Consider the following 26,909-nt stretch of genomic DNA (forward strand, 5'->3'; position numbering starts at 1 on the left):
GGGCCAGCCGTAGCGCAGCGCCTTGCCGGCCTTGCCAGCTTGCTTTCCAACCACTTCTCAGCTAAGCCCGAAGCGCTCCAGCGTTCCCGCAAGCCCCAGCAGGTCAACCATGGTTTTGCCTTCCACCAACTGCTGGCGCATCCAGTCTTCCTTCTCTTCCCGCTCCGCGCTCTTTGCGAGCACAGACTCCACCTCCCCGGCGGCGACCACCACCAGTCCGTCACGGTCCCCGACAACGATATCGCCGGGAGCGATCGATACCCCGCCCACGCACACCGGCACGTTCACCTTGCCAGGCTGATTCTTGTTGGTGCCCTTGATCGACAAGCCGCGGCAGAACACGGGGAAGCCCATGTCGATAATGGCACTGCCGTCGCGCACGGCGCCGTTGACGACCAGGCCCGCCAGGCCGACCTGCTGTGCAGCGAGCGTCAGCACGTCGCCCCACGGACCAGCTTCAGTAAAGCCCTTGGCGTCGAGCACCAGCACGTCGCCGGGGCGCGCTTTGGTCAGCGCGTAGTGGACCATCAGGTTGTCGCCGGGACGCAGGTCCACGGTGAGCGCGGGCCCGGCCATCCTGAGCGTCGGGTCCAGCGGCTTCAGGCCGCCGTCCAGCGCGCCCTTCTGGCCTTGCGCTTCGTGAAGGGTTGCGGTGCCGAAGGCCTTCAGGCGTTCGAGTTGTTGCGGCGTCGCGAAATGGATCATGGCCATGTAGGTGATGGAATAGCGAAGCGATGGAAGAGCGGTACGAAGCGCGCTTAGTCGACGGTGGCGCCTGAGCGCTTGACGATCGACTCCCACAGCGGCAGCTCCTTGCCGATGAAAGACCGGAACTGCGCCACCGGGCCGCTGACATCGCGGGAGCCCAGCTCGCCGAGCTTCGCTGCCACGCTTGCGTCGTGCAGCACGCGGTTGAGTTCGGCGTTGAGCCGGTCGACCAATGCCTTCGGGGTCTCGGCAGGGACGAACAGCCCGTACCAGTTCTCGATCACGAAGTTGGGGAAGCCGATCTCCTGCATGGTCGGCAGGTCAGGCAGCGTCCTGGCACGCTGGGCGCCGGTGGTAGCCAGCGGGCGGATGCGCCCGGATTTGAGCTGCGGCGCGAGTGCCGTGGTGGTATCGAACGCGATCAGCACCTGGCCCGCCAGCACATCACTGAGCGCAGGGCCCTGGCCACGGTACGGGACGTGCAACATGTCGAGGTGCTTGTCGAGCTTCATCAGCTCGCCAGCAAGATGCTGTGGGCTGCCGCTGCCGCCGGATGCATAGCTGTACTTGCCCGGCGACGACTTGACCAGCTCCACCAGTTGCGGCCCGGTCCTGGCGGGGAGTGACTGGTTCACATACAGTACCAGCGGCACGGAGGCGACCATGCCCACGGGCGCCAGGTCCTTCACCGGGTCGATCTTCAGCTTATAGAGATTGCGGTTGATCACGATGCCGGTGTTATTGCCCAGCAGTACCGTGCAACCGTCTGGCCTGGCGCGGGCGACGAACTCGGTGCCGATATTGCTGCTGGCTCCGCCTTTGTTGTCAACGATCACCGTGGTGCCAAGACCTTTGGACAATCCCGGCGCCACGATGCGCGCCAGGATGTCGGTGGTGCCGCCCGGCGGATAAGGAGAGACCAGGCGGACGGTCGGGCACGGGTAAGCCGCTTGCGCCTGTGCATGCGACGCAACGCCGGCAAAGGTGAGGCACAGCATGGCGCCGCACAACCGATTCCATGCGCGGCGGTTCCGGCGCATCGCACGGGTGTTGAAGGTATTGGACATCGTTTATCTCCGTGATTTGGGCCGATACGCCGGTCGGACTGCCGGCTTGAGCCTGTGGCCGCGCTTCAGCGCCTTTAGCCGGCGGCGCGTTGCAGCGTGTGGTAGCCGTGCTGGCGGCGGGCTTCCGACAACGTTGCGCCGGCCAGTGCTGCGGCCAGAATCTTCTCTTCGGCCGCGCGCGTGGCCAGCGCCTTGCGGAACACCTCCTGCGCTCTGTCCTGCGGCACCACGACGATGCCGTCGGCATCGCCTACGACAAAATCACCGGCGCAAACCCGTACCTCGCCAAGACTCACTGGTACGCACAGTGCTTCGACCTGGACCCGGTCCTTGCCGGTGCGCATGAAACGGCCGCGGGCATAAAGACGGTAGTTGGCCTGCTCGGCCTCCTCGGTGTCGCGGCACACACCGTTGATGACCGTACCTGCAATGCCACGGTGCGCGGACAGTGTGCTGAGGATGCCGCCCCAGACGGTGCAATCGGTGCGGCCGCCGTTGTCGAGCACCACGACGGCGCCGGCGGGCACTTCATCGAGGTAGTCGCCGACGTTGCCAGGTGCTGCCGTATCCACCGGCGCGTAGCGCACGGTATAGGCCTGGCCGAACAGCTTGCGTGCCCCCGCAATGCGCCCGATGCCGTGCGCGCTGCCGGGCAGCCGGAAAAAGTCCAGCGCGTCGGAAACCTCCGCGGTGGTCAGTGCCTTGGCTGCTTCGATCCAGTCGGTTTGCGTCTCCTGCGTCATCGCTCACTCCTTGTGTTGATGCAATGGAGTTTCGAGTAAAGTAACAACGAGATCAAACATCGTTTTTTGGATATAACTTCACTAAAAATGAACCAAAGGCAGCTCCGCTACTTCTGCGAGGTGGTCGACGCCGGCAGCGCGACCGAGGCCGCAAAGCGGCTTTTCGTCGCCCCGACGGCGATCAGCATGCAGCTTGCGCAACTGGAGGAAAGCGTCGGTGCGCCCCTGTTCGACCGCACGCACCGCCCCATGACGCTGACGGCAGTGGGCCGTTTTCTTTATCCGCGGGCTAAAGATGTGCTAACCATGCTGGGCAGGCTGGAGGAGGAAACGCGCGCAGTTGCGGGGGGCAGCGGCGGCTGGCTCGGCATCGGCTTTACCCGCTCGGCGATCTTCAGCATCCTGCCGGCGGCGGTGCGGCGCTTTCGCGCGGCGCGGCCCAACGTCCAGGTGGACCTGCTGGAACTGCTGTCGGAACACCAGCCGGAGCAGTTGCGGCGCGGGCGCATCGATATGGGTATCTCGCGCTACGTCGGCGTCTTCGAACAAGCGCCGGACCTGTCGTACACGCCGCTGTTCCATGATCCCTTCGTCGCCGCCGTGCCCGCGAGCAGTAGCCTGGGCAAGCGCAAGACGGTACGCGCGGCCGAACTGAATGGGATGTCGCTGATCCGGTATCCGAAGGACCCGCAGAGCGGCTTCGCGGCGCGCATGATGGGGCTGCTGCGCGATGCCGGCGTGGAATGCGTGGCGGGACACGAGGCGATCGAGATCCACACCGCGCTTGGCCTGGTGGCCGCTGGCCTGGGCTTTACGCTGGTCGGGCGTTCGGTGGCCGATGGTAACCGCTCCGATATTGCCTTTGTCCCGATCACGGGGATCAAGGGCACGGCGACCATTGTCGCGGTCACGCGCAGGGACGACGACAGCGCGCTGGTATCGTCATTCCTTGCCGCGCTGCAAGCCAATGCGCGTGACTGAAGGACTTCGGAAGGAAAGGCTCCGAGGCGACGGCCCCGGCATGCCCCCGCCATGACTCAGCCGGCTGAAGCTGCCGCACCGCGACGCCTCGGCCTTCGCTCAACGACCTTTCCCGCTGCCAGCGCTTCGATTGCCGCCTCGATCATCGGGTTTTCGCGGCTGGTCGACCATGCCATGGCCGTCGTGACAACATTGACCGCTTCCTTCAGCGGCCGAACCACCACGTTGTCGGAGGCCGCCTTTTTCAGCGAAGCCGGCACGAGTGCAATCCCTTGTCCGCAGCCGACGAAGGCAATCTGCGACGACACGGTTCGTACTTCGTGAAGGACGCGAGGCGAGAAGCCGGCCGCTCTGCAGGTCGAAATCAAGCTGTCGAAGTAGACGGGACTCACGTGCCTGGAGAACATCACGAATTCCTCATCCGCAAGCAACGCCAGGCGAATACGCGGCATCCCTGCCAGGGGGTGAGACTTGGGTAGCGCAACAGCCAGCCTGTCCTGCTTCAGCGCGATGGACTTGATGGACGGCCCCAGGTCGCCTTCAAGACGGGCAAACGCCAGGTCTACATCTCCTCGCTCCAGCGCGGGCACCGCATCCACGCTGTCTATCTCCTTGACCGACACGGTCAGCTGCGGGTATTCCGCCTTCAGGTGGTCGATCAGCGAGGGCAGCGTGTCGACCATCGCCGACGAGATCGCGCCAATGGTCAGGAGGCCGCTCTGCCCCTGGACTGCCTCGCGCACCGCCAGCTCGAGCCGCTCCAGCTGCTCGGCGAACCTGCGTACCGCCGGCAGTATCGCCGCGCCCGCGGGCGTGAGCTTCGCGCCTCTCCTGGACCGCTCGAAGAGCTTTACCTTCAGCGCGTGCTCGAGGACTTGGATCTGCTCGGTCAGCGGCGGCTGGGACATTCCCAGCCGCTTGGCGGCGCGACCGAAGTGCTCCTCTTCCGCAACGGCCAGAAACAACCATAGATGCCGAACCAGTCTGAAGTTGATCATGGCTTTGATAGCTTTGGCGTATGAGAAGGTTACATTCTTCGGAATTTACATATCGAACTCTAGCGCCGATAGTGCAAGCCAAGCAACCAATGAGGACGCCGGAATGCACCCCCAAACCCTGCTCGACCGCCTTGCCGCCCTCGATACCAACACGGTATCGGATGCGCTGGATTTCCTGAACTTGCCCGGCGCAACGTATGGGATTCGCCCCCTGTGGGACTGCCCCAAGATCGTTGGCAGGGCGAGCACCGTCCAGCTTGGCGCCAAGACCGAGGCCGCGCCGACGGCACATCTGATCACCCCCGTGATCGCGGGGATCCGCAGCGACGACCGCATCCTGGTGATCGCCGGGGGGCTCGAAGGCATCTCCTGCTGGGGCGACATCCTTGCCAATGCCGCGACCGCCAAGCAGGTGCGCGGCTCCGTCATCGACGGCCTGAGCCGCGATATCGAAGGCAGCGAATCCATCGGCTATCCGGTCTTTGGCCGCGGCGTGACCATGATCAGCGCGCGCAACCGGGTGGTGCAGCTCGGCGCCACGGAGCCCGTGGTCTTCGCAGGCGTGGTCGTGAACCAGGACGACTATGTCATCGCGGACCGCTGTGGCACGGTCTTCGTCCCGGCCGCGCGCATTGACGAAGTGCTGGACCTGGGCGAGCGCATCGCCTGCCGCCAGGACGGCATGGTCCAGGCCGTACGCGCGGGCCGCTCCGTGGAGGAAGTCATGCACGACAAGGAATTCGAAGCAATCAGAAGCAAGGAAGCAAAATGAGCGCGGCAGATCAAGCGATGGTTGAATCGGCGCGCGACATCCAGCGCCTGAACGTCGGCCTGGCAAGCGCCCAGGCTTCGGCGACCTACCGGATGATGGACCGGGTGGCGGCGAAGCGGGCTTCCGGTGCCGACGTCATTTCGCTGAGCGCCGGCGAGCCGGACTTCAACACCCCGGTGCATGTGTGCGACGCGGCAATCGCGGCGATTCGCGCCGGCCATACCCGGTACACGCAAGTGGCAGGCATGCGGGCGCTGCGGGAAGCCGTTGCCGCCAAGTTCCAGCGCGACAACGGCCTTAACGTCGGCTGGCAGGACACCATCGTCTGCACCGGGGGCAAGCAGGTGATCTATAACGCCTTGTCGGCCACCTTGAACACTGGCGACGAGGTCATCGTGCCCGCGCCTTACTGGGTCAGCTACCCGGAGATGGTCCAGCTTTCCGGTGCGACGCCGGTGCTTGTGTCGTGCGGGACCGACGTCGGCTTCAAGCTGACCCCGGCCGCCCTCGCGCGCGCCATCAGCCCCAGGACGCGCTGGCTCATCCTGAACTCGCCGTCCAATCCCACCGGTGCCGTCTATACGCGGGAGGAACTTGCCGCGCTCGCCGAGGTGCTGCTGGCACACCCGCATGTCCTCGTGCTGTCGGACGATATCTATGAGCATCTGATCTTCGACGGCGCCCGCTTCCATACGCTCGCCGCGGTGGAGCCGCGCCTCGCGCCGCGAACCCTGACTATGAACGGCGTTTCCAAGGCCTACGCCATGACCGGCTGGCGCATCGGCTTCGGCACCGGCCCTCGCTGGCTGCTGGAAGCCATGGAGAAGGTCCAGGGACAGCAGACCTCCGGCACCTGCTCCATCTCCCAGCATGCCGCGCTGGCCGCGCTGACCGGCCCCCAGGACTTTATCCGCGAATCGCGTGCCGTCTTCGAGGAACGGCGGGACCTGATGGTCCGGATGCTCAATGACACGCCGGGGCTGTCATGCCTGGTGCCTGGCGGCGCGTTCTACGCGTTCGCCTCGTGCGAGGGGCTGCTGGGGCGGCGCACCGCCGCCGGGACGCTGCTCACCACCGACGAGGACGTCGCGGGCGCGCTGTTGGATGAAGCCAGTGTGGCGGTCGTGCATGGCAGTGCCTTCGGGCTGGGCCCCTATATCCGGATCGCCTACGCGCTCGACACGGAGTCGCTGCGGCAGGCGTGCCAGGCAATCCGGCAGTTCTGCCTGTCACTGCGGGATTGAACCACCGCGATGGCCGACCAGTCAGGTCGGCCATTCCGTTCGCCTTGGCAGGTGGCCTCTCTGCGCAAGAAAACCATCTCACACGGGAATGGAAAACCATCCAAATAAATCGCTTTCGCGAAGCCATTCGATCACCCATGATGGGTTCGGAGCGGCCAATGGCCGACGATGAACCTGGCCGCGCGAGAGCGCTGCTGCCCGGAGCGAGAAGACGATCCCAGCGAACTGGCCACACATGATTGATGAATAGTTGAAAGCGGCGAACGGCGTGCCTGGCCTTGAAGCCTGCCGGCTTGAATACCGCGCACTGCGCGACAGACAGCTGAAGCTCAACCTGGCACGGGGCGTGCCATCCGCCGAACAGACAGTGTCCGGATAACCCGTTTTCCACGCGCCGGGCCAGTGGTCAACATAGCTTCATCTGCCGAGTCCCAGTCACCGGCAGGCTCCAGGCGGGTTCGATAGCCTCAGCGTATGAAAACGCTACGAATTTCGGAATTTACATATCCATTGCCAACGCCAAGACTTGTATCGGCACCACGCCAGCTCCCAAGCGTTGTTGCGCGTTCCGTTCCCACGATCTGTTCTTGCCCCCGTAGAAGGAAGACTGTCATGAAGTTCGCTATTACCTGCCTGGTCGCCTGCCTGACGCTTGCCTCGAACATCCCCAGCGCAAGCGCCACCGATTACCCGACCAAGCCGATCCGGCTGGTCGTCCCGTATCCGGCGGGGGGCTCCACGGACGCCGTTGCGCGCATGGTCGGGAACAAGCTGACGGCGAAGTTCGGCCAGCCTGTGGTGGTCGAAAACAGGCCCGGCGCCAGCGAAGCCATTGCAGCGAGCTTCGTGGCGAAATCGGCACCGGACGGCTACAACATCCTGTTGGCCACGATGACCGGCCTCTCGGTCAACCCGAGCCTGTACAGCAAGCTCTCGTATGACCCGCGTAAAGACTTCGCGCCCATCATCCAGACCACCACCATCCCCAGCGTTGTCGTGGTCAACCCGAACGTACCGGCGAAGTCCATGGCGGACCTCCTCAAGTATCTGAAGGGCAAGCCCGGCAGCGAGGGCTATGCATCGGCTGGCAACGGCACGCCAAGCCACCTGGGCATGGAGCTGTACAAGCGGGTCACCGGCGCCAATGTCGTTCATGTGCCCTACAAAGGCGGCGCGCCCGCGCTCCAGGATCTGATGGCCGGCCAGGTGCAGGTCATGATGGCACTCCTGCCCGAGGCGATGCCGCTGGTCAAGGCCGGCAAGCTGAAGGCCCTGGCCATCACCACCATGGAACGGTCCGCCGAGTATCCCGACTTGCCCACCGTATCCGAATCCGGCATGCAGGGCTTCGAAATGATCTTCTGGCAGGCCTTTGTCGCGCCGGCAGGTACGCCCAAGGACGTTGTGGCCAAGCTTAACCAGGCCATCGATGAAATCCTCCGCGACAAGGAAACCCGGGCCAAGCTGGTTGAGATGGGCCTGGAACCCGCCGGAGGGACTCCGGAGCAACTGGGTGCGCTGATGAAGAGCGAGACCGTCAAGTGGAAGAAGGTCGTCGACGACGCCGGCATCAAGCTCGATTGATACTGGCAGCAGCGTAACGGAGTGTACGAGTGGATATCACAACGATGGCCGTCGAGGAACAAGCGCCGCCGATCGCAGGCGGCACCCAGCAGACGCTGAGGGTTCACGCGGCGGGTACGTGCGCATTGCTTCTCGATGCCTGTGCCGGTGAGTTCGACCCCGCGACACAGGAACGTGTCTGGGCTCTTTCGGCCCTGCTTTCGGCGGGCAAGGTGCTTGATGGCATTCGGGAAACCGTTCCCGGCGTCAACAACCTGCTTGTCGTCTTTGACCCCATGCTGCTGCATCCGGCCAAGGCCCGTGAATGCTTGCCTGCACTCTGGGAAACGCTGGAAGTCCGTGCGCGCGCGGGCCGGGATATCGAGATCCCCGTGGTCTATGGCGGGGAAGCCGGCGAAGACTTGCCGGCCCTGGCCGCAGGCGCCGGCCTCGACATCGAAGCCTTTGTCGGCCTGCACAGTACCGCTGTCTACTCGGTGGCCTGCATTGGCGCCTATCCTGGCTTTGCCTTCCTGACAGGGCTGCCTGCCAGGCTCGCCACGCCCCGCCGGCAGGTACCCCGGATGAAGGTGGCGAAGGGTTCCGTGGCGATCGGTGGCAGCCAGGCCGGGGTGATGCCCTGTACTGCACCGTCCGGGTGGCATCTCATCGGCATGACGGCGCTGAGCATGTTCGACCCGAGCCGCAGCGTGCCTTGCCTGCTCTCCCCGGGGGATCGGGTGCATTTCCGGGTAAAGGGAATCGAGTCATGATTGAAGTACTCTCCACCGGCGCACCGAACATCGTCGAGGACCTGGGCAGGCCGGGCCATCTCGGCATCGGGGTTGGCCGTAGTGGCGCCATGGATGCCATGGCGCTGTCCCTCGCCAATGCACTGGTTGGCAATGACGATGGCGAAGCCGGGATCGAGATCAGCCTCTTCCCGTTCCGCCTGCGCTTTCAGTCCGACACCGTCTTCGCTTGTACCGGCTCGGACAGCCGCCTGCTCCTGGACGACCACGTGTTGGCCCCATGGTGGGGCCGACGCGCCAGGGCCGGCCAGGTCCTGATCGTCGAACGTCCTCGCCGGGGCGCACGCGCGTACCTGGCCTTCTCGGGCGGCATTGACGTTGCAGCCGTGCTGGGCTCTCGCTCCACTGACCTCAAGGGCGGCTTCGGAGGGTGGGAGGGGCGTGGACTGCGGCGCGGGGACGTGCTGCCGGTCAGAAAGGTGGCAAATCCAGTACTGCAGGCGTCGGGCCTGGGTCTCATCCCCAACGATATCCCCCCTTTCTGGCAGGAACTGTCCCAAGGGTGCATCACGGTGCGGGCCGTGCCCGCTGCCGAGTACGAGGACTTCAGCGACAAGGCAAGAACTGCCTTCGCCACCACTGAGTACAAGGTAACGCCCGACGCCAACCGGCAGGGTTATCGCCTGGTCGGCGAAGCGTTGACGCTGAACCGGCCGCTGGAACTGCTCTCGCACGGCATCGTGCCGGGAACGATACAGGTCCCGCCCTCCGGACAACCGATCATCCAGCTCGCGGAGGCGAATACCTGCGGCGGCTATCCGAAGATCGCTACCGTGATCGAGGCAGACCTCTGGCGGCTTGCCCAGGCGCCTGTGGGCTGCAGCGTGCGATTCACGACCGTCGACCAGGACCATGCAATCGCCGCCTCGCAAGCGCAAGCCGAAGAACGTGCGTCCCTGCGCAGCAACATCGCGCTGATGACTCGACGCAGCTAAGCCACCCTTCCCGCCTTCCAACCACATCCACATACAGGCCCAACCATGACCTGGCAGAATGCAGCATCCTTGTGCGTCGACCTCAACTCCGACATGGGCGAGGGCTTCGGCGCCTATCGCATGGGCGACGACGAAGCCATCCTGAATATCGTCAGCTCCGCCAATATCGCCTGCGGCTTGCACGCCGGCGACCCGGAGATCATGGCGAAGACCTTCGCGCTGGCCAGGGAGCGCGGGGTCGCGGTGGGGGCCCACCCCGGCTTCCCGGACCTGTGGGGCTTCGGGCGACGCGTCATTCCGTTCAGCACCGGCGAAATCGAACGGCTGGTCGCCTACCAGATCGGTGCTGCACAAGCGCTTTCTGCATACGCGGGCCACCCCATCACCTATGTGAAAGCGCATGGCGCCTTGGGCAACCTGACCCAGACCGACGCCGACGTCTCCGCCGCCATCGCGCGGGCCATCAAGGCGGTTGATCCCAGACTGGTCTGCCTGACCTTTGCGAATGGCCATCTTGAACGCATCGGCAAGGAGATGGGCCTGCGCGTGTGCGCCGAAGTGTTTGCCGACCGCGCCTACACCGACGAGGGCCAACTCGTGCACCGCAAGGTGCCTGGCGCCGTGCTGCACGACGCGCACGAGGCCGCGGCAAGAATGTTGCGGATGGTCCGCGCCGGCGCCATCGAAACCGTCTCCGGCAAGCTGGTACCCGCGCCGCTCGAGTCGATCTGCGTGCACAGCGATACGCCGGGTGCGATTTCCATGGCCGCGGAGGTACGGCGCACCCTGGAGGACGCTGGCGTCACCGTACGGTCCTTTAGCTGAGGTGGCCATGTCGATGGACATCGATTTCGTGGAGCAGCTTATCGGCATCCTGGAGCGTTCGGCGCTGTCGGAACTCGAGTACGCCGAGGATGGCGGGCGCGTCCGGCTGGTGCGCTCAGGCAACCAGGGAACAGCCGGAACGTCGCCCGCGTTTGCGGCGGCAGTTCACGAAGCGCCCGTCCAGCCCCGTACCACTTCCGCCGTCCAGGGCGAGCCGAAGGAACGAACCGTGTCGGCGCCGCTTGCGGGCATGTTCTATTGCGCCCCTGCGCCAGGCCAGCCTCCGTTCGTGGCGGTCGGTGACCTGGTTGAAGCGGGACAACAGCTTGCCATCATCGAGGCCATGAAGATGCTGAATGCCGTGGAAGCCGATCTCAAGGGGCGGGTGGTCCGCGTTGCTGCCGCGGATGGTGCAGCGGTAGAAGCAGGCGCCCCGCTCTTTGCAATCGAGCCTGCGGGAGACAGCGATGTTTGAAACGGTCCTGATCGCCAATCGTGGCGAGATCGCGCTGCGGGTGCTGAGGGCCTGCCGCAAGCTGGGCATCCGGACGGTTGCCGTCCACTCGGAAGTCGACGCGAACCTGCGGCACGTCGCCCTCGCCGACCAGGCGTTGTGCATCGGCCCCGCCCCCGCTGGCCGCAGCTACCTGGACCAGAACGAATTGCTGCTGGCCGCCAGGCTGTCCGGGGCCGACGCCATCCATCCCGGGTATGGGTTCTTATCCGAAAGCGCGAACTTTGCCGAAGCCGTGGAACAGGCCGGGCTGATATTCATCGGGCCCAGCGCTGCCTCGATCCGGCGCATGGGCGACAAGGTCAGCGCCAAACGCGCCATGATCGAAGCCGGTGTCCCCTGCGTTCCCGGTTCCGAGGGCGCACTGACGGATGACTTTCCGGCGACCTCCGCACTCGCGGACAAGGTCGGCTACCCGCTGATTGTCAAGGCGGCCGGTGGCGGAGGCGGTCGCGGCATGCGCATCGTCCGAGCCCCCGACGAACTGGCACAGGCAGTCGCAATGACCCGGGAGGAAGCCGACCGTGCTTTTAACAACCCCGACGTCTATCTCGAGAAGTTCCTGGAACATCCCCGGCACATCGAAATCCAGGTCCTTGCGGACGCGCACGGCAACGCAGTGTGGCTCGGCGAACGGGACTGCTCGATGCAGAGGCGCCACCAGAAGGTCATCGAGGAATCCCCGGCACCCGGCGTTTCACGCGAGGAGATCGCCAGGATCGGTGAGCAATGTGCCAAGGCGTGCCGGCATATCGGCTACCGTGGGGCCGGTACCTTCGAGTTCCTCTATGAGGATGGCGCCTTCTTCTTTATCGAGATGAACACCCGGGTGCAGGTCGAGCATCCGGTCACCGAACTTGTCACGGGGATCGACATCGTCGCCGAGCAGTTGCGCATCGCCCGCGGCGAGCCGCTTTCCTTCCGGCAGGAGGATGTGGTGTTTCGCGGACATGCCGTGGAATGTCGCATCAACGCGGAGCATCCGTGGCGGTTCACGCCGGCTCCCGGGCGCATCACGGATTGGATTCCCCCTGGTGGTCCCGGGATACGCGTGGAATCCCATCTCTATGCTGGCTATACGGTGCCACCGAACTACGACTCCCTGGTCGCAAAGCTTCTGGCGCATGGCGCCACGCGCGCGGAAGCGCTCGCGCGCATGCGTGTGGCCCTGGATGAAATCGTGCTGGGCGGCATCAACTCGAACGTGGCGCTGCACCGGGTACTGATGGACGAGCCTGGCTTCACCCAGGGCGGCTATGACATCCATCATCTGGAACGATGCCTGGCACAGGGCCTTGGGGAGGCGAACTGACATGAACCCAAACGATATCGAGCGGCTGGTTCAGCGCCTTGCGTGCAGCCCGGTTGGGAAGCTGGAACTCGAACTGGAAGGGAAGCGCCTGGTATTGCACGGTCCGGCGCACGGCGACGGGGTGGGGGTAAGGCCTGAAAGCGCCAGCCAGGGCATGCCTCGTGCAGAAGCACCGGGCGCAGCGCTCGATTTCATACGAGCGCCCGCGGCAGGCGTGTTCCACGCCAGTCACCCGCTGGCGGAAGAGACCTTCGCCCGGGTCGATCGCACGGTTGAGGCCGGCGAGGCAGTGGGTTACCTGCGTGTCGGTTCAGTGCTCAGTGCGGTAAACGCCGGGGAGCGCGGCGTGCCAGGCGAGCAGCTTGTCGAAAGTGGTACGCTGGTTGGCTTTGGTCAGGCACTTATCGCGTTCGCGAAGGGATCGTAGGCGCCAACACCGTGCGGCGCGTTCCGTCTCGCCAGTCTTCGGCAAGGCGTCGGTGAACGCAGGCATCAAGGGCCTTCCGAACAGGGATGACTGCATTTTGCATCGTCAGGTTCGCTAGACCAGGCAACGCGGCGCCTGGAAATCGATCACATCCCTGACGATTTGGCGCATCTCCGTGATCAGCACGCGCGAGTCATCACGGCGCCACTGCACCACATAGTGCAGGGGTTCCAGCGCGCCGCCCCTTTTCAGGACCCGCAACACCTCGCGCGCCTCCAGCGCTTCGGCCCACTGTTTCGGCATGAAGGCGAATCCCAGCCCTTCCGCCACCATGCCGACCACCGCGCCCCAGCTATTGCACACCAGCCGGCGGTTCACGTCCATGCCGCGGCTGGCCAGCCATTGGTCGAGGACACGGGTGCCGCCCGCGCCGACGGGGAGGGACAGCAGCAGTTGCCCGGCCATCAGCCGCTGCGGATCCTCGGTGCCGGCCTCGTCGATAAAGGACTGGGTTGCCACCCAGACAAAGTCCACCTGCGCGATCCGTTCTGACGCGAGGCTGCTGCGCGATGACGGCCCCGCGATCACAGCGAGGTCGAGTTCTCCGTCCTCCAGGCGCTGTTCCAGCACCTGCCCGATAGCCACATAAGGCTCGAGCTGGAGATCGGGATGCCGGACCGCCACCTCGCGCACCAGCCGGGGCAGCCATGTCAGGCCGCTCAGCTCTCCCAGCCCAACACGGCAACGGCCCTGCAGGCCGCGGTTCTGTCCTGCCGATTGCTCCAACTCGGCCGCGACCCGCAGCAGTTCACGGATGCGCGGCAGCATCTGCTCGCCCTGCGCCGTCAGTTCGGCGCTGCGGCCGCTGCGATCGAAGAGCTGCGCGCCGAGGGAGGCTTCAAGCTCGGCCACCCGCTTGGACAACGAAGACACGGACAGGTGGCAGCGCTCGGCGGCGACCGAGAAGTTGATGCAGGTCGCGGCCCAGTAGAAGGCTTCCAGTTGCTTGAGGGTCATGAGATCAGGGCCGCGGGTGGCGATTGTTTGTTTCCTGAAAGCGAAATTATAGCTTCGCTATTTTTCGCTTTTATCGTCACTTGGCAGTTGCTAGATTGATGCCTAGTCGTCGCCCTGCCACCTCATATCGATGCCAGCCATCCAAGCTCCTGCCGCAGTGACTGCCGCTAACGGTGCGGAAAGTGCCGCAAGTGCCGCTGCTGCGCCCACCGCGCCAGCCCGAAGCGCGGCCACGCTGCGCCGGCAGGTGCTTTCGCTGAACGACCTTGAACGGCTCGCCCGACGCCGCCTGCCCCGGCCGCTGTACGCCTACGTCAGCGGTGCGGTGGAGGACAGCATTTCGCTAGCAGAGAACCGGCGTGCCTTCGCCGAGATCGCGCTGCGGCCGCGCGTGCTTGCCGGCGTGGCCACGCGCGAGCTGGGCTTCGAGCTGTTCGGCCGGCGCTATGCAGCACCCTTCGGCGTAGCGCCGATGGGCATCGCGGCATTGTTCGCCTACCGCGGCGATATCGTGCTGGCGCAGGCCGCGCAACAGGCCGCGGTGCCGGCGATCATGAGCGGTTCGTCGCTGATCCGGCTGGAAGACGTCATGGCGGCCGCGCCCGGGACCTGGTTCCAGGCCTACCTGCCCGGCGACATGGCGCAGATCAAAGGCCTGTTGTCGCGCGTGGCGGGGGCTGGCGTGGAAACCCTGGTGATCACCGTCGATACACCGGTCGCCGGCAATCGCGAGAACAACGTGCGCGCGGGCTTCTCGACACCGCTGCGGCCAAGCCTGAGCCTGGCATGGCAAGGCATCACGCATCCGCGCTGGCTGCTCGGCACCTTTGCGCGCACGCTGCTGCAGCACGGCATGCCGCATTTCGAGAACGCCTATGCGCACCGCGGCGCACCCATCCTGTCGTCGCGCGTGCTGCGCGACTTCTCCGACCGCGCCCATTTCACCTGGACGCACCTTGAAGCCATCCGCCGGCGCTGGAAAGGCATGCTGGTGGTCAAGGGCATCCTGACAGCAGAAGACGCGCTGCTGGCGCGCCGGCACGGCGTGGACGGGATCATTGTCTCGAACCACGGTGGCCGGCAACTGGACGGCGCCATCGCACCGCTGCGGGTCCTGCCTGAGATCGTTCACGCCGTGCCCGATCTGCCAGTGATGCTTGACAGCGGCGTACGCCGCGGCACGGACGTGATCAAGGCCCTCGCGCTCGGCGCGCGTTGCGTCTTCGTCGGCCGGCCGTTCGCCTACGCGGCGACGGTGGGGTCCACCCGCGGCGTGGCGCACGCCATCGACTTGTTGCAGTCCGAGATCTCGCGCGATATGGCGATGCTCGGCCTGACCCGGCTGGCAGACATCGGCCCTGCCTGCATCCGCCCCGTCGCGGCGTACGAATAGCCGCGGCACAACCGACACCCATCCCCTTGCCTTTATCCGGAGACAAATCGATGAGCACGCTTCACGGCTTCCGTATCCACCCGCAGCCGGCGCCCACGGTCAGCAATGCGCTGCTGCAGCGCTACCGCGGCTTCCCGGTGGCCAATGTCAGCGACGCAATGAGCCGCACCGTCGGCACCACGCAACTGCGGCCCTATCACCGGCGCGATGGCGTCATGGCCGGCCGCGCCCTCACCGTGCGCACGCGGCCCGGTGACAACCTGATGGTGCATCAGGCCCTCGACCGCTGCGGCCCCGGTGACGTGATCGTGGTCGACGCCGGCGGCACCGGCCCCAACGCCATCATCGGCGAGATCATGCTGGCGCTGGCGATCGCGCGCGGCGCGGCCGGCCTTGTGATCGACGGCCTGATTCGCGACAGCGACACCATCGGCAAGGAAACGCTGCCTGTGTACGCGCGCGGAGTCTCGCACCGTGGTCCTTACAAGGATGGTCCCGGCGAATTGCATGTGCCAGTCTGCATCGACGGCATGGTGGTACGCCCGGGCGACCTGGTGCTGGGCGACGGCGACGGCCTGCTGGTGGTGGCCGCCGAAGACGCCGAGGAAATCGCCGCGCGCGTGGAGGCCGTGCAGCGGACCGAAGCGGCGGTGCTCGAGTCGATCGCGCAAGGCCGCGCTGATCGGAGCTGGGTCGAGCGCACGCTGCGCGAGAAGGGGGTGGTATGAACGCGCCCGTCCTGCCGATGCCCGCCGCCGGCACGGTGGTCCGCTTCGACCACTGGCTGGACCCGGCCTTCGACCGCATCATCACGGCCACAGCTGGCCTGAACTTGCACACCTGTGCCCGGGAAGGCGGCGACGCGGCTGCCTGGGCCCGGCTTTCCACCGCCCACGTCTACCAGATCTCTGCCGCCAAGGACGAGATTCCACGCCGCTGGTTCGCCGACGCCTCGCTGCTGGCGCACTGCCCCAATCTGCTGGCGGTGTCGTCCAGCGGCTCCGGCTGCGACACCATCGACATCGATGCGTGCACCGAAGCGGGCGTCGCCGTGCTCAACCAGGCCGGCGGCAACGCCGACTCGGTGGCGGAGATGACGCTGGGCCTGATGCTCGCGGTGTTGCGCCGCATCGCCGAGTCAGACCGCCACTTGCGCGCGCGCGACTGCGAGAGCCGTGAGGACCTGATGGGCCACGAACTGCGCGGCCGCACACTCGGCCTGATCGGCGTTGGCCACGCGGGCCGCCGCGTCGCCGCGCTCGGCCGCGCCTTCGGTATGCGCGTGATCGGCTGCGACCCGGCGCTGGACGCCGCGGAGCTGGCCGCGCGCGGCGCGCAGGCGGTGTCCTTCGAGGAACTGCTGGGCAGCGCCGACGTGGTGTCGCTGCATTGCCCGCGCGACGCCACTACGCTGCGCATGATGAATGCCGCGGCCTTTGCCGCGATGCGGCCGGGCAGCGTCTTCATCAGCACCGCGCGCGGCGGCATCCACGACGAGGGCGCGCTGCATGCGGCGCTGGCCAGCGGCCATCTGGCCGGGGCCGGCCTGGACGTGTGGGATCAGGAACCGCCGCCGCGCGCGCACCCGCTGCTCGCGCTGGGCAACGTCGTCGCCACCTTCCACACCGCCGGCGTCACGCACGAAGCCCGGCGCAGGAATGCCGAGCTGGCTGCGACGCAGATCGTCACGCTGCTCGCCAGCGGCGAGCAGCCCGAGCGGCTGGTCAACCCCGAAGTCTGGCCACGTGCACGCCTGCGCATTGCGGCTGCGATGCAGGCGGCGGTGTCATCGGTCACGCCGTAGCGCGCGGGTCGCGAACTATTCTTAATCCATAACAGGCCGGCGCACGAGACCGGCGAGGAGACACTTACCATGCACCCCACCTCCGACCAAAGACGTCGGCGCATCTCCCTTCGCCTGGCCGGCGCATTCGCGCTGGCCTGCGGCCTCGCCGCGGCGACCGGCGCCAGGGCAGAGGCGCCCTACCCCAACCGCCCTATCCAGATGATCGTGGCCTACGGTCCCGGGGGCGGCACCGACCTGGTGGCACGCCTGCTGGCCCGTCACCTCGAAAAGCAACTTGGCGGTGCCACGGTGGTGATACAGAACAGGCCCGGCGCTGGCGGTGCCATCGGTTTCGCCGAACTGGCGCGGGCCGTGCCGGACGGCTACACCATCGGCTTTATCAATACACCGAACCTGCTGACCATTCCCATCGAGCGCAAGACCACCTTCACCTGGCGCAGCTACGACCTGATCGGCAACCTGGTCGACGATCCGGGCGGCTTCACGGTGCATAACGGCAACCGCATCGACTCGCTGGCGGCACTGGTACGCCATGCCAAGGCGCATCCGGGAGAGGTGTCGGTCGGCACCACCGGCGTCGGCTCGGACGACCACCTCGCCATGCTGCTGTTCGAAAAGGCCGCGGGCGTCAAGCTGACCCATGTCGGCTACAAGGGCGCCGGCGACGTACGCGCGGCGCTGGTGGGGCAACAGCTCACCATCGGTGCCATCAACGTGGGCGAAGCGCTGCAGTACCAGAAGGGCGGCTCGCCGATCAAGTTCATCGGCCAGATGGGCGCAACACGGGCAGCGCTCGCCCCGAACGTGCCGACCTTCCGCGAGCAGGGGTTCGACATCGAGCTGGCCTCGCTGCGCGGCCTCGCGGCACCCAAGGGCCTGCCTGAGCCGGTCAGGAAGAAACTGGTGGATGCGCTGGCGCGCGTGGTCGCCGATCCGCAGTTCCGCCAGCAGGCAGAGGCGATGTATGCCCCGCTGCGCTACCTCGCGCCGGCAGCCTACAACGCCGAACTGGAACGCGCCGAGGCAGGTTTTCGTCAACTGTGGAAGGAAATGCCATGGCAGGAGAACTAAGCTTGCTGGCGGTAGAGTTCTGAAACATCGTCGAGAAGCAGATGCCGACCTGCTGCACGAGCAGGTGTGCATTTCCGGAGCAAGCCGCCCGCGAAAAAGCGACCCGCGAAGACGGGTCGCAAGGTCCACGAGACCACTGAGGCAAAACCTCAGAACGAGCGCGGCATCCCCAGGATGTGCTCGCCAACGTAGGAAAGAATCAGGTTCGTCGAGATCGGCGCCACCTGGTAAAGGCGAGTCTCACGGAACTTGCGCTCGACGTCGTACTCTGCCGCGAAGCCAAAGCCGCCGTGATACTGCAGGCAGGCATTGGCCGCTTCCCACGACGCATCTGCGGCCAGCAGCTTCGCCATGTTGGCTTCGGCGCCGCACGGCTGGTGCGCATCGAACAGCTTCGCCGCCTTGAACCGCATCAGGTTGGCCGCTTCCACGTTGACGAAGGCCTTGGCGATGGGGAACTGCACGCCCTGGTTCTGGCCGATTGGCCGGCCGAAGACGATGCGCTCGTTCACGTACTTGGTCACCTTGTCGATAAACCAGTAGCCGTCGCCGATGCACTCGGCGGCAATCAGCGTGCGCTCGGCGTTGAGGCCGTCGAGGATGTACTTGAAGCCCTTGCCTTCCTCGCCGATCAGGTTCTCAGCCGGGATTTCCAGGTTGTCGAAGAACAGCTCATTGGTCTCGTGGTTGACCATGTTGATGATGGGCTGGACCGTCAGTCCCTTGCCGATGGCCTCGCGCAGGTCGACCAGGAAGATCGACATACCTTCCGACTTCTTCTTGCACTCGGCCAGCGGCGTGGTGCGGGCCAGCAGGATCATCAGGTCCGAATGCTGGACGCGCGAGATCCACACCTTCTGGCCGTTGACGACATACTTGTCGCCCTTGCGCACGGCGGTGGTCTTGATCTTGGTCGTGTCGGTACCGGTGGTCGGCTCGGTCACGGCCATCGATTGCAGGCGCAGTTCGCCGCTGGCGATCTTGGGCAGGTACAGCTTCTTCTGTTCTGCCGAGCCATGGCGCAGCAGCGTGCCCATGTTGTACATCTGGCCGTGGCAGGCGCCCGAATTACCGCCGGCACGGTTGATTTCTTCCATGATGACGGACGCCTGGGTCAGGCCCAGGCCCGAGCCGCCATACTCCTCCGGGATCAGCGCTGCCAGCCAGCCGGCGGCGGTCAGCGCATTCACGAATTCTTCAGGGTAGCCGCGGACCTCGTCAATCTTGCGGAAGTACTCCGACGAGAACTGCCCGCACAGGTCGCGCACGGCTTCACGGATTTCCTGGTATTCATCGATTCTGTTCTGCACGGCCTTGTCTCCAAAAATCTTTGCGGGATTAGTTCAGTTCAGCGGTCGCGCTCATCGCGAGGGCGCCGTCTTCATGGCGGATCCACAGCTCGAGCGATTTGCCGTCCTCGCTGCGCTTGCCGCAGACGAAAATGCGCTGCGGTACGAAGGTCGGTCGCACGCCCCGGAACGAGAAGCTCTTGACCACTGCGTCCGGCAGGTTCTTGCGCACCAGTTCGAGCAGCAGCATCGCCTGCAGCGGGCCGTGGACGATCAGGTCCGGGTAGTGCTCGACCGCGGTTACATATTGCTTGTCGTAATGGATGCGATGGCCGTTGAACGTCAGCGCTGAGAAACGGAACAGCAGCACCGGGTCGGTCGCCACCTCGTGCACCCATTCTTCGCCAGTCGGCGCCGGCACCGGCTCCGGGGCGGGCGCATTCGGGGTTGCGTTCTCGCGGTAGACGATGTCATGTTCTTCGGTGACCGCTAGTCCGTTGCCGCCGTAGTACTTGTGTTCCACCGTCACAAAGGCCAGCGAGCCGCTGCGTCCGGTCTTGGCGCTGACATCGAGGATGCGCGACACCTTGGAGGCGGCATCGCCGATGCGCAGCGGCTGGTGGAACCAGAGACGGCCGCCGGCCCACATGCGGCGCGGCAGCGGCACCGGCGGCAGGAAACCGCCGCGGCTTGCATGGCCGTCCGAACCCAGCTCGGACTGCCGGTGCAGCGGCAGGAAATAGAGCCAGTGCCAGAGCGGCGCGATGGCGTCGCCGCGCACGGGCGCCGGGTCATCATAGTCAAGCATCGCCGCGAGCGCCTTGACGGGAAACGCCGTGACCTCGTCCTGGCTTTCGGTTGTCTTCCCGACCCATTCTTTCAACTTCACAACGTCCATCACGTCTCTCTGTGGTCTGATTGCGTGGGTTCCACTATGCACGGTGCCGCCGCCGCTTCCAATTCGAAAGTTCGGAACGAGCCATTCGCTTCGACAGAAAGCACGGGCCCTGCCGCATATCCGAATGCAGCGTTCGGAAGAAGCGGCTTTACGGGGGACCAAAGTGCAGCGAGCATCTGGGCATGAAAGAGCGTTGAACTGCTTCCATGCAAGTCCAGATTCGTTGCCGCAGCCGTGTGTCCCTGCATCGGCTCATCCCGGCCTTCCCCTTGCGGATTACCGCGTCCTGCGGACACCACATGCTCGCCGCGCGCGGCTTCTCCCGCACCCTGCGCGAAGGCCAGACAGTCAGCATCCCCGCCTTTGCGTCCATCGACCTGCACCTGGGGGGCAGCCTTTTCAGCCCCAGCGCGTGCAACCTCGTGCTGGACGACGCCGCGGTGGATCTGCGCACCGTCATGAGGGTCGGGTCGGCGGCCCCCAGGGTCGAGTACCTGCGCGAACTGATTTCCGGGACCGTGTTCCACCACCCGCAGCAGGAGTGGAATGCGCGGGTGATGGCCAGTGCGCTCCAGACGACACCGGACAGGATCCGCACGGCGCTATTCCGGCAGGGCGCTGCCTTTACCCAGATCTGCCGGACGCAGCGGCTGATGCGGGCGCTGTTCGAGTCGATCCGGTGCAACCTGTCGGTGGCCGACCTGAAAGCGCGCGTGGGCTGGACGGACAGCCGCGACCTGGAGGCGTCCTTCTACGACTGGTTCGGCGTCTCCCTGCAGACGGTTTCGCGCCTGCGGGAGGACGGCCTGTAGGCCGCTACCGGCCTATTGCAGTTCGATCAGCAACTGGCCGGCCCGAACCAGCGTGCCGGGCTGGACCAGGATGCTCTTCACGGTGCCACCGGCTTCGGCGACGACGCTGGTCTCCATCTTCATCGCCTCGATCGCAGCCAGCGTGTCGCCCTTGGCGACAGTCTGTCCTGGCATGACCCCCACCGAAATCACGCTGCCCTGCATCGGCGACGCCACCTGCATCGGGTCATTCGGGTTCGCCATCCGCTCGGCCTGGGCAGCCTTGCCTTCCTGGCGCTTCAATGCGCGGATCGGTCGCGGCTGGCCGTTGACGTCGAAGTACAGGCGCACGCCCCCCTGCGCATCCGCCTCGGCCTGGGCGTTCAGGCCCACATACAGCGTTTTGCCCTTCTCGAGGTCGACCGCGACCTCCTGGCCGGCTTCCAGGCCATAGAAGAACACGGGCGTCGGCAGGATGGAGACATCGTCGTACTGCTCCCGGTGCGCGCAGAAGTCCTTGAAGACCTTCGGATACATCAGCCAGGAGGCGAGGTCGTTGTCGGACAGGGACCGGCCAACCTCACCTTCCGCCTGCTTGCGGGCAGCTTCCACGTCGACCGGCGCAATATGCGCACCGGCCCGGCCTTCGATCGGCGCGGCGCCGCGCAGCAGTTTCTTCTGCAGCGCTTCGGGAAAGCCATCCGCCGGATACCCCATCTCGCCGCGGCACATCGAGATGACGGAGTCCGGTACCGAAACCTCCTTCGCTGGATCTAGAATGTCGGCCGTCGACAGCTTGTTGGCGACCAGGTGCAGGGCCATGTCGCCCACGACCTTGGATGATGGCGTCACCTTGACGATGTCGCCGAACATCACATTGACGTCGGCATAGGCCTGCGCAACCTCCGGCCATTGCGACGCCAGCCCCAGCGAGCGCGCTTGCTCGCGCAGGTTGGTGTACTGGCCGCCCGGCATTTCATGCCGGTAGACGTCCGACGTACCGGCGCGCATATCCGCCTCGAAGGGCTCGTAGTTCCTGCGCACGGACTCCCAGTAGGTGCAGAACGGCTGCAGGTCACGGTAGCCGACCGCGGGCTTGCGTGCGCTGTGCTCGAGCGCCGCGCAGATGGCGCCGAGGCTTGGCTGCGAAGTGAGCCCGCTCATCGAGTCCATGGCACCATCCACGGCGTCGACGCCTGCATCGACCGCCGCCAGCACCGATGCCACCGAGGCACCGCTGGTATCGTGCGTATGGAAGTGGACCGGCAGGCCGACCTCATCCTTCAACGCCTTCACCAGTGCGTGGACTGCCTGCGGGCGGCACACGCCGGCCATGTCCTTGAGGCCCAGGATGTGGACGCCAGCCTTTTCGAGCGCCTTGGCCAGTTCGACGTAGTAGCGGAGGTCGTACTTGGCGCGTGACGGATCGAAGAGATCCCCCGTATAGCAGATGGTGCCCTCGCACAGTGCCCCGGTGTCGAGCACCGCATCGATCGCCACGCGCATGTTCTCGACCCAGTTGAAGGAGTCGAACACGCGGAACAGGTCAACCCCGCTGGCTGCAGCTCGCTTGACGAAGTACTGGACCACGTTGTCCGCGTAGTTCGTATAGCCGACCGCGTTGGAGCCCCGCAGCAGCATCTGGAACAGGATATTGGGGACGGCCTCGCGCAGCGCTTCCAGCCTTTGCCACGGATCTTCCTTCAGGAACCGCATCGCCACGTCGAAAGTGGCCCCGCCCCAGCACTCCATCGAGAAGAGGCCCGGCAACTGCCGCGCGTAGTACGGGGCAATGGCGGTCATGTCGCCGGTCCGCATCCGGGTCGCCAGCAGCGACTGGTGGGCGTCGCGCATGGTGGTGTCGGTCAGCAGGACTGCCTTGCTCGCCTTCATCCATTCCGCAAACGCCCGCGGTCCGATGTTCGACAGCCGCGTACGCGTCCCTTCCGGAACCACGGCGGCGAGGTCGGTAGCCGGCAGCGGATGCGACAGCACGATCCGGGAGGGCGCGGCGCGCCCCTTGACGTCCGGGTTGCCGTTGACATTGACGTCGGCGATAAAATTCAGCAGCTTGGTCGCCCGGTCCCGGCGCTGGCGGAAGTTGAACAGCTCAGGCGTATTGTCGATAAAGCGCGTGGTACAGCGCCCCGAGCGGAATTCCTCGTGCTCGATGACGTTCTCGAGGAAGGCCAGGTTGGTGGCCACGCCGCGAACGCGGAACTCGCGCAACGCACGGCACATGCGCTCGTTGGCCTCGTCGGCATCGCGCCCCTTGCAGGTCACCTTGACCAGCAACGAGTCGTAGTAAGGCGTCACCACGGCCCCGGTATAGGCGGTGCCGGCGTCGAGCCGGATGCCGAAACCGGCGGCGCTGCGATATGCGGTCACCTTGCCGTGGTCCGGTGCGAAGCCGTTCTCGGGGTCCTCGGTGGTCACGCGGCACTGGACGGCGTGCCCGCGCAGCTTGATGTCCTGCTGGCGCGGGACCGACGACGAAGCGTCCCCGATCTGCGCGCCTTCCGTGATGCGGATCTGCGCCTTAACGATATCGACCCCGGTGACTTCCTCGGTCACCGTGTGCTCGACCTGGACGCGGGGATTGACTTCGATGAAGTAGAAGTCCTCCGTGTCGGCGTCCATCAGGAACTCGACCGTACCCGCATGCGTGTACGAGACGGCTCTTGCTAGCTTGAGCGCTTCCCCGCACAGCGCCTGGCGCCTGGCATCGTCCAGGTACGGGGCCGGTGCCCGTTCGACGACCTTCTGGTTGCGCCGCTGCACTGAGCAATCGCGCTCGAACAGATGGACGATATTGCCGTGGGTGTCGCCAAGGATCTGCACCTCAACATGCTTGGCCCGCGCAATGAACTTCTCGAGATAGACCTCGTCGTTGCCGAAGGCGGCCCTGGCTTCGCGCCGCGCCGCGGCAATGGCGTCCGCCAGGTCGGCTTCCTTGTGGATGGCGCGCATGCCGCGACCGCCGCCGCCCCAACTTGCCTTCAGCATCAGCGGATAGCCGATCTCCGCTGCCAGCTTGCCGGCCTGCGCCAGGTCATCGGGAAGCGCACCGGTGGCGGGCACCACCGGCACACCGACCCGCTGCGCCAGTTCGCGTGCAGCAACCTTGTTGCCCAGCTCCCGCATCACCTCAGATTTCGGTCCGATAAACGCGATGCCCTCCTGCGCGCAGCGCTCGGCGAACTCCGGGTTCTCAGAGAGGAAGCCGTAGCCCGGATGGATGGCATCCACGCCAGCCCCCTTGGCCACGCGCAGGATATCTTCGATATCGAGATAGGCGTCGACGGGCTTCTTGCCCTGGCCGACCAGGTAGCTTTCGTCGGCCTTGAAGCGATGCTGGGCGAAGCGGTCCTGGTAGGAATAGATGGCGACGGTGCGGATGCCAAGCTCGCTGGCGGCGCGCATTACGCGAATGGCGATCTCGCCCCGGTTGGCGATCAGGAGACTGCGGATTTTCTTCATCTTGCTTGTGGGAACTCAGAAATTCTGGAATGCACTCGCCCCTGTCAGGAGGTGAGGCGGCCCGCCTGCCTCAGCAGATCCGCAGCACGTGCGATCACGGGCGCGTCTACCATTTCGCCATCCAGCTGGAACGCACCGGGGCTCGACTTTGCGCCATCGATAACGCGCTGCGCCCACGCCAGTTGCGCTTCGGTTGGCCGGTATGCCGTGTTGACCTCCGCTACCTGCGCCGGATGGATGCAGAGCTTTGCGCCGAATCCCAGCCGGCGGCCACGGGTGCTGGCAGCGCGCAGTTCATCGACATCGGAGATGGAGACCGTCACCCCGTCCACCGGCGAGGCAATGCCCGCGGCCCGGGAGGCCAGGACCAGCATGGAGCGGAAGAACAGCAGCTCCTGGCCGTCCCCTTCGATACCCAACTCCGTGCGGAAATCCACGGTGCCGAAGATCAGGCGCTCGACGCCAGGCGCTGCGGCAATTTCCGCCACGTTGGTCATGCCGGCGGCGGTCTCGATTAGCGGCAGCACTTTGACCTCCGGCGGCACGTGTCGCACCACCTCAGCGATTTGTGCCGCGCTCTCTGCCTTAGGCAGGACGACGCCCAGGACGCCCGGCTTCAGGCAGGCGCGCACGTCATCCTCGAACCAGCGCGTCTGCGTGGCGTTGATGCGAACCAGTCCGGTGCCGCCTGCGTCCAGGTAGTCCGCCAGCAATTGCCTGGCGCGGTCCTTGTCGCCCTCGGAGACGGCATCCTCCAGGTCCAGGATGACGCGATCGGCGCCCGATGCGTGGGCCTTGGCAAAGCGCTCCGGCCGGTTGGCGGGAACGAAGAGGTAGGAACGGGCGATAGCGGTGGTGGTCATGGGGGGCTGTCTGGCAGATGGGCGAGCGCCTCCCCCGGCCTGCAAGTGGCCGCGAAGAGGCGGAACAGGAAACGGCCGCGGTCCGGCCGGAGGATCAGATGGCGCCTTCGGTGCGCAGGCGCGACACGTCGTCGGTGGTGTAGCCGAGTTCGCGCAGGATGTCTTCGCTGTGTTCGCCCAGGGCCGGGATGGCGTCCATGCGCGGATCGAAGGCATTCGGCATGCCGGGCGGCAACAGTGCCGGAATCACGCCCACCGGCGATGAAACCGACGTCCACCGCTCGCGTGCCTTGAGCTGCGGGTGGTTCCAGACATCGCGCATATCGTTCATGCGGGCGTTGGCGATCTGGGCGCGCTCCAGGCGCTCGATCACCTGGTCGATGGTCAGCGCGGAGAAGACGTCGGTGATGATCTGCGTCAGCTCCTCGCGGCTCTTGGCACGCAGGGAGTTGGTAACGAAGCGCGCGTCGGTGGCGAGCTCCGGCCGTTCCAGCACGACCCGGCAGAAGGCCTCCCACTCGCGCTCGTTCTGCAGGCCGAGGATGATGGTCTTGCCGTCGCCGGCCGTGAACGGGCCATAGGGGAAGATGGTCGCATGCGCGGCGCCGGCGCGCGGCGGCGGCGTAGCGCCATCGAAGGCGTAGTAGAGGGGGTAGCTCATCCACTCGACCATGCTTTCCAGCATCGATACGTCGATATGTGCGCCCTTGCCTGTCTTGCCGCGCTGCAGCAGCGCCGCCAGGATATTGGTGTACGCATACATGCCGGCGGCGATATCCGCGATCGAGCAGCCTGCCTTGGACGGGCTCTCGGGTGTGCCGGTGATGGAGACGAAGCCGGACTCGGCCTGGATCAGCAGGTCATAGGCCTTCTTGTCCCGGTAGGGACCGTCGTTGCCATAGCCGGAGATATCGCAGACGACGATGCCGGGATAGCGCTGCGACAGCGCTTCGTAGGACAGGCCGAGGCGGTCGGCGGCGCCCGGTGCCAGGTTCTGGACCAGCACGTCTGCCTTGTCCAGGATCTTCTGCAGGATGGCGGGCGCATCCTGGTGTTTCAGGTCCAGCGCCAGGCTCTCCTTGGAGCGGTTGGTCCAGGCGAAGTGCGACGACATGCCGTCCACTCTCTCGTCATAGCCGCGGGCAAAGTCGCCGACCTTGGGCCGTTCGATCTTGATCACGCGCGCGCCCAGGTCGGCGAGCTGGCGGGTACAGAACGGCGCAGCGATTGCATGCTCCAGGGAAACCACGGTAATGCCATCGAGGGGACGCATAACAGCCTTTTTCGAGAGAGGTAGCGTTCGAAATGCCTTTGCAGGAACAAACGACTGGGATTCGGTGCGCGACGCGAGTTCGCCTGCCAGCAAGTCTCCCAGCGCTTGGAGAGTCGGTAAATCTCG

The 26,909-nt window shown here is 65.6% G+C and carries 25 protein-coding genes; 15 read left to right on the forward strand and 10 right to left on the reverse strand.

The annotated features are described in order from the left end of the window. Positions 1–57 precede the first annotated feature (57 nt). The 3 genes from ACIP1U_RS15370 to ACIP1U_RS15380 form a co-directional block, all read right to left on the reverse strand. Positions 58–705, reverse strand: a complete 648-nt coding sequence (locus ACIP1U_RS15370; RefSeq protein WP_400316636.1) for a 4-carboxy-4-hydroxy-2-oxoadipate aldolase/oxaloacetate decarboxylase — start codon at positions 703–705, stop codon at positions 58–60. Positions 706–758: 53 nt separating this feature from the next. Further along, positions 759–1,775, reverse strand: coding sequence for a Bug family tripartite tricarboxylate transporter substrate binding protein (locus ACIP1U_RS15375; RefSeq protein ID WP_400316321.1), 1,017 nt, complete (start codon positions 1,773–1,775; stop codon positions 759–761). Between the two features lie 74 nt (positions 1,776–1,849). Next, complete coding sequence (locus ACIP1U_RS15380) at positions 1,850–2,518, reverse strand: RraA family protein (RefSeq protein WP_400316323.1); 669 nt, start codon at positions 2,516–2,518, stop codon at positions 1,850–1,852. 87 nt (positions 2,519–2,605) lie between these two features. Here ACIP1U_RS15380 and ACIP1U_RS15385 point away from each other — a divergent pair, with 87 nt between their 5' ends. Continuing rightward, positions 2,606–3,499, forward strand: coding sequence for a LysR family transcriptional regulator (locus ACIP1U_RS15385; RefSeq protein WP_400316325.1), 894 nt, complete (start codon positions 2,606–2,608; stop codon positions 3,497–3,499). Positions 3,500–3,555: 56 nt separating this feature from the next. On the opposite strand, the gene ACIP1U_RS15390 is transcribed toward ACIP1U_RS15385, so the two are convergent. After that, positions 3,556–4,497, reverse strand: a complete 942-nt coding sequence (locus ACIP1U_RS15390) for a LysR substrate-binding domain-containing protein (protein WP_400316327.1) — start codon at positions 4,495–4,497, stop codon at positions 3,556–3,558. Positions 4,498–4,600: 103 nt separating this feature from the next. Here ACIP1U_RS15390 and ACIP1U_RS15395 point away from each other — a divergent pair, with 103 nt between their 5' ends. From ACIP1U_RS15395 to ACIP1U_RS15435, 9 genes are all read left to right on the forward strand, one after another. Further along, on the forward strand, positions 4,601–5,269 hold the full coding sequence (locus ACIP1U_RS15395) for an RraA family protein (protein ID WP_400316329.1): 669 nt from the start codon (positions 4,601–4,603) through the stop codon (positions 5,267–5,269). Further along, complete coding sequence (locus ACIP1U_RS15400) at positions 5,266–6,513, forward strand: pyridoxal phosphate-dependent aminotransferase (protein ID WP_400316331.1); 1,248 nt, start codon at positions 5,266–5,268, stop codon at positions 6,511–6,513. Before ACIP1U_RS15395 ends, ACIP1U_RS15400 begins: the two co-directional genes overlap by 4 nt. Before the next feature lie 612 nt (positions 6,514–7,125). After that, the gene (locus ACIP1U_RS15405) at positions 7,126–8,097 is read left to right on the forward strand and encodes a Bug family tripartite tricarboxylate transporter substrate binding protein (protein ID WP_400316333.1); all 972 of its coding nucleotides are present in this window, start codon (positions 7,126–7,128) and stop codon (positions 8,095–8,097) included. Between the two features lie 44 nt (positions 8,098–8,141). After that, entirely contained in the window at positions 8,142–8,849 is a 708-nt protein-coding gene (pxpB, locus tag ACIP1U_RS15410) for a 5-oxoprolinase subunit PxpB (RefSeq protein ID WP_400316335.1), read from the forward strand. Next, positions 8,846–9,823, forward strand: coding sequence for a biotin-dependent carboxyltransferase family protein (locus tag ACIP1U_RS15415; RefSeq protein WP_400316337.1), 978 nt, complete (start codon positions 8,846–8,848; stop codon positions 9,821–9,823). Before pxpB ends, ACIP1U_RS15415 begins: the two co-directional genes overlap by 4 nt. 45 nt (positions 9,824–9,868) lie before the next feature. Then, the gene (locus ACIP1U_RS15420) at positions 9,869–10,648 is read left to right on the forward strand and encodes a LamB/YcsF family protein (RefSeq protein WP_400316338.1); all 780 of its coding nucleotides are present in this window, start codon (positions 9,869–9,871) and stop codon (positions 10,646–10,648) included. A gap of 7 nt (positions 10,649–10,655) precedes the next feature. Further along, positions 10,656–11,123: an acetyl-CoA carboxylase biotin carboxyl carrier protein gene (locus tag ACIP1U_RS15425; RefSeq protein ID WP_400316340.1), complete on the forward strand. Its 468-nt coding sequence runs from the start codon at positions 10,656–10,658 to the stop codon at positions 11,121–11,123. Next, positions 11,116–12,474 (forward strand): acetyl-CoA carboxylase biotin carboxylase subunit, encoded by a 1,359-nt coding sequence (gene accC / locus ACIP1U_RS15430; protein ID WP_400316342.1) that lies wholly within the window; start codon positions 11,116–11,118, stop codon positions 12,472–12,474. The genes ACIP1U_RS15425 and accC overlap by 8 nt, the downstream gene beginning before the upstream one ends. Position 12,475: 1 nt before the next feature. Beyond that, entirely contained in the window at positions 12,476–12,901 is a 426-nt protein-coding gene (locus tag ACIP1U_RS15435; protein ID WP_400316344.1) for a hypothetical protein, read from the forward strand. A 114-nt stretch (positions 12,902–13,015) separates the two neighbouring features. Here ACIP1U_RS15435 and ACIP1U_RS15440 read toward each other — a convergent pair whose 3' ends face one another. After that, positions 13,016–13,918, reverse strand: coding sequence for a LysR family transcriptional regulator (locus ACIP1U_RS15440; RefSeq protein WP_400316346.1), 903 nt, complete (start codon positions 13,916–13,918; stop codon positions 13,016–13,018). A 130-nt stretch (positions 13,919–14,048) separates the two neighbouring features. Here ACIP1U_RS15440 and ACIP1U_RS15445 point away from each other — a divergent pair, with 130 nt between their 5' ends. From ACIP1U_RS15445 to ACIP1U_RS15460, 4 genes are all read left to right on the forward strand, one after another. Beyond that, complete coding sequence (locus ACIP1U_RS15445; RefSeq protein WP_400316347.1) at positions 14,049–15,311, forward strand: alpha-hydroxy acid oxidase; 1,263 nt, start codon at positions 14,049–14,051, stop codon at positions 15,309–15,311. Positions 15,312–15,361: 50 nt separating this feature from the next. After that, positions 15,362–16,039 (forward strand): RraA family protein, encoded by a 678-nt coding sequence (locus ACIP1U_RS15450; RefSeq protein WP_400316349.1) that lies wholly within the window; start codon positions 15,362–15,364, stop codon positions 16,037–16,039. Continuing rightward, positions 16,036–17,115, forward strand: coding sequence for an NAD(P)-dependent oxidoreductase (locus tag ACIP1U_RS15455; protein ID WP_400316351.1), 1,080 nt, complete (start codon positions 16,036–16,038; stop codon positions 17,113–17,115). The genes ACIP1U_RS15450 and ACIP1U_RS15455 overlap by 4 nt, the downstream gene beginning before the upstream one ends. 69 nt (positions 17,116–17,184) lie before the next feature. Then, a complete protein-coding gene (locus ACIP1U_RS15460) occupies positions 17,185–18,189 on the forward strand; it encodes a tripartite tricarboxylate transporter substrate binding protein (protein WP_400316353.1) in 1,005 nt (334 codons plus the stop codon). A gap of 149 nt (positions 18,190–18,338) precedes the next feature. Here ACIP1U_RS15460 and ACIP1U_RS15465 read toward each other — a convergent pair whose 3' ends face one another. Together ACIP1U_RS15465 and ACIP1U_RS15470 are read right to left on the reverse strand one after the other, a co-directional pair. Next, positions 18,339–19,499, reverse strand: a complete 1,161-nt coding sequence (locus ACIP1U_RS15465) for an acyl-CoA dehydrogenase family protein (protein ID WP_022538853.1) — start codon at positions 19,497–19,499, stop codon at positions 18,339–18,341. A 28-nt stretch (positions 19,500–19,527) separates the two neighbouring features. Then, the gene (locus tag ACIP1U_RS15470; RefSeq protein ID WP_400316355.1) at positions 19,528–20,376 is read right to left on the reverse strand and encodes a MaoC family dehydratase N-terminal domain-containing protein; all 849 of its coding nucleotides are present in this window, start codon (positions 20,374–20,376) and stop codon (positions 19,528–19,530) included. A 206-nt stretch (positions 20,377–20,582) separates the two neighbouring features. On the opposite strand from ACIP1U_RS15470, the gene ACIP1U_RS15475 reads away from it, so the two are divergent. Next, a complete protein-coding gene (locus tag ACIP1U_RS15475) occupies positions 20,583–21,188 on the forward strand; it encodes a hypothetical protein (RefSeq protein WP_400316357.1) in 606 nt (201 codons plus the stop codon). A gap of 12 nt (positions 21,189–21,200) precedes the next feature. Here ACIP1U_RS15475 and ACIP1U_RS15480 read toward each other — a convergent pair whose 3' ends face one another. The 3 genes from ACIP1U_RS15480 to ACIP1U_RS15490 form a co-directional block, all read right to left on the reverse strand. Beyond that, positions 21,201–24,647 (reverse strand): pyruvate carboxylase, encoded by a 3,447-nt coding sequence (locus ACIP1U_RS15480; protein WP_400316359.1) that lies wholly within the window; start codon positions 24,645–24,647, stop codon positions 21,201–21,203. A 44-nt stretch (positions 24,648–24,691) separates the two neighbouring features. Then, a complete protein-coding gene (locus ACIP1U_RS15485; RefSeq protein ID WP_400316361.1) occupies positions 24,692–25,510 on the reverse strand; it encodes an HpcH/HpaI aldolase/citrate lyase family protein in 819 nt (272 codons plus the stop codon). A 94-nt stretch (positions 25,511–25,604) separates the two neighbouring features. Continuing rightward, positions 25,605–26,783 carry a CaiB/BaiF CoA transferase family protein gene (locus ACIP1U_RS15490; protein WP_400316363.1) on the reverse strand — a complete coding sequence of 393 codons (1,179 nt, stop codon included), beginning with the start codon at positions 26,781–26,783 and terminating at the stop codon, positions 25,605–25,607. Between the last annotated feature and the right edge of the window lie 126 nt (positions 26,784–26,909).

The sequence above is a fragment of the Cupriavidus sp. NPDC089707 genome, assembly GCF_044748965.1.
Lineage (GTDB): Bacteria > Pseudomonadota > Gammaproteobacteria > Burkholderiales > Burkholderiaceae > Cupriavidus.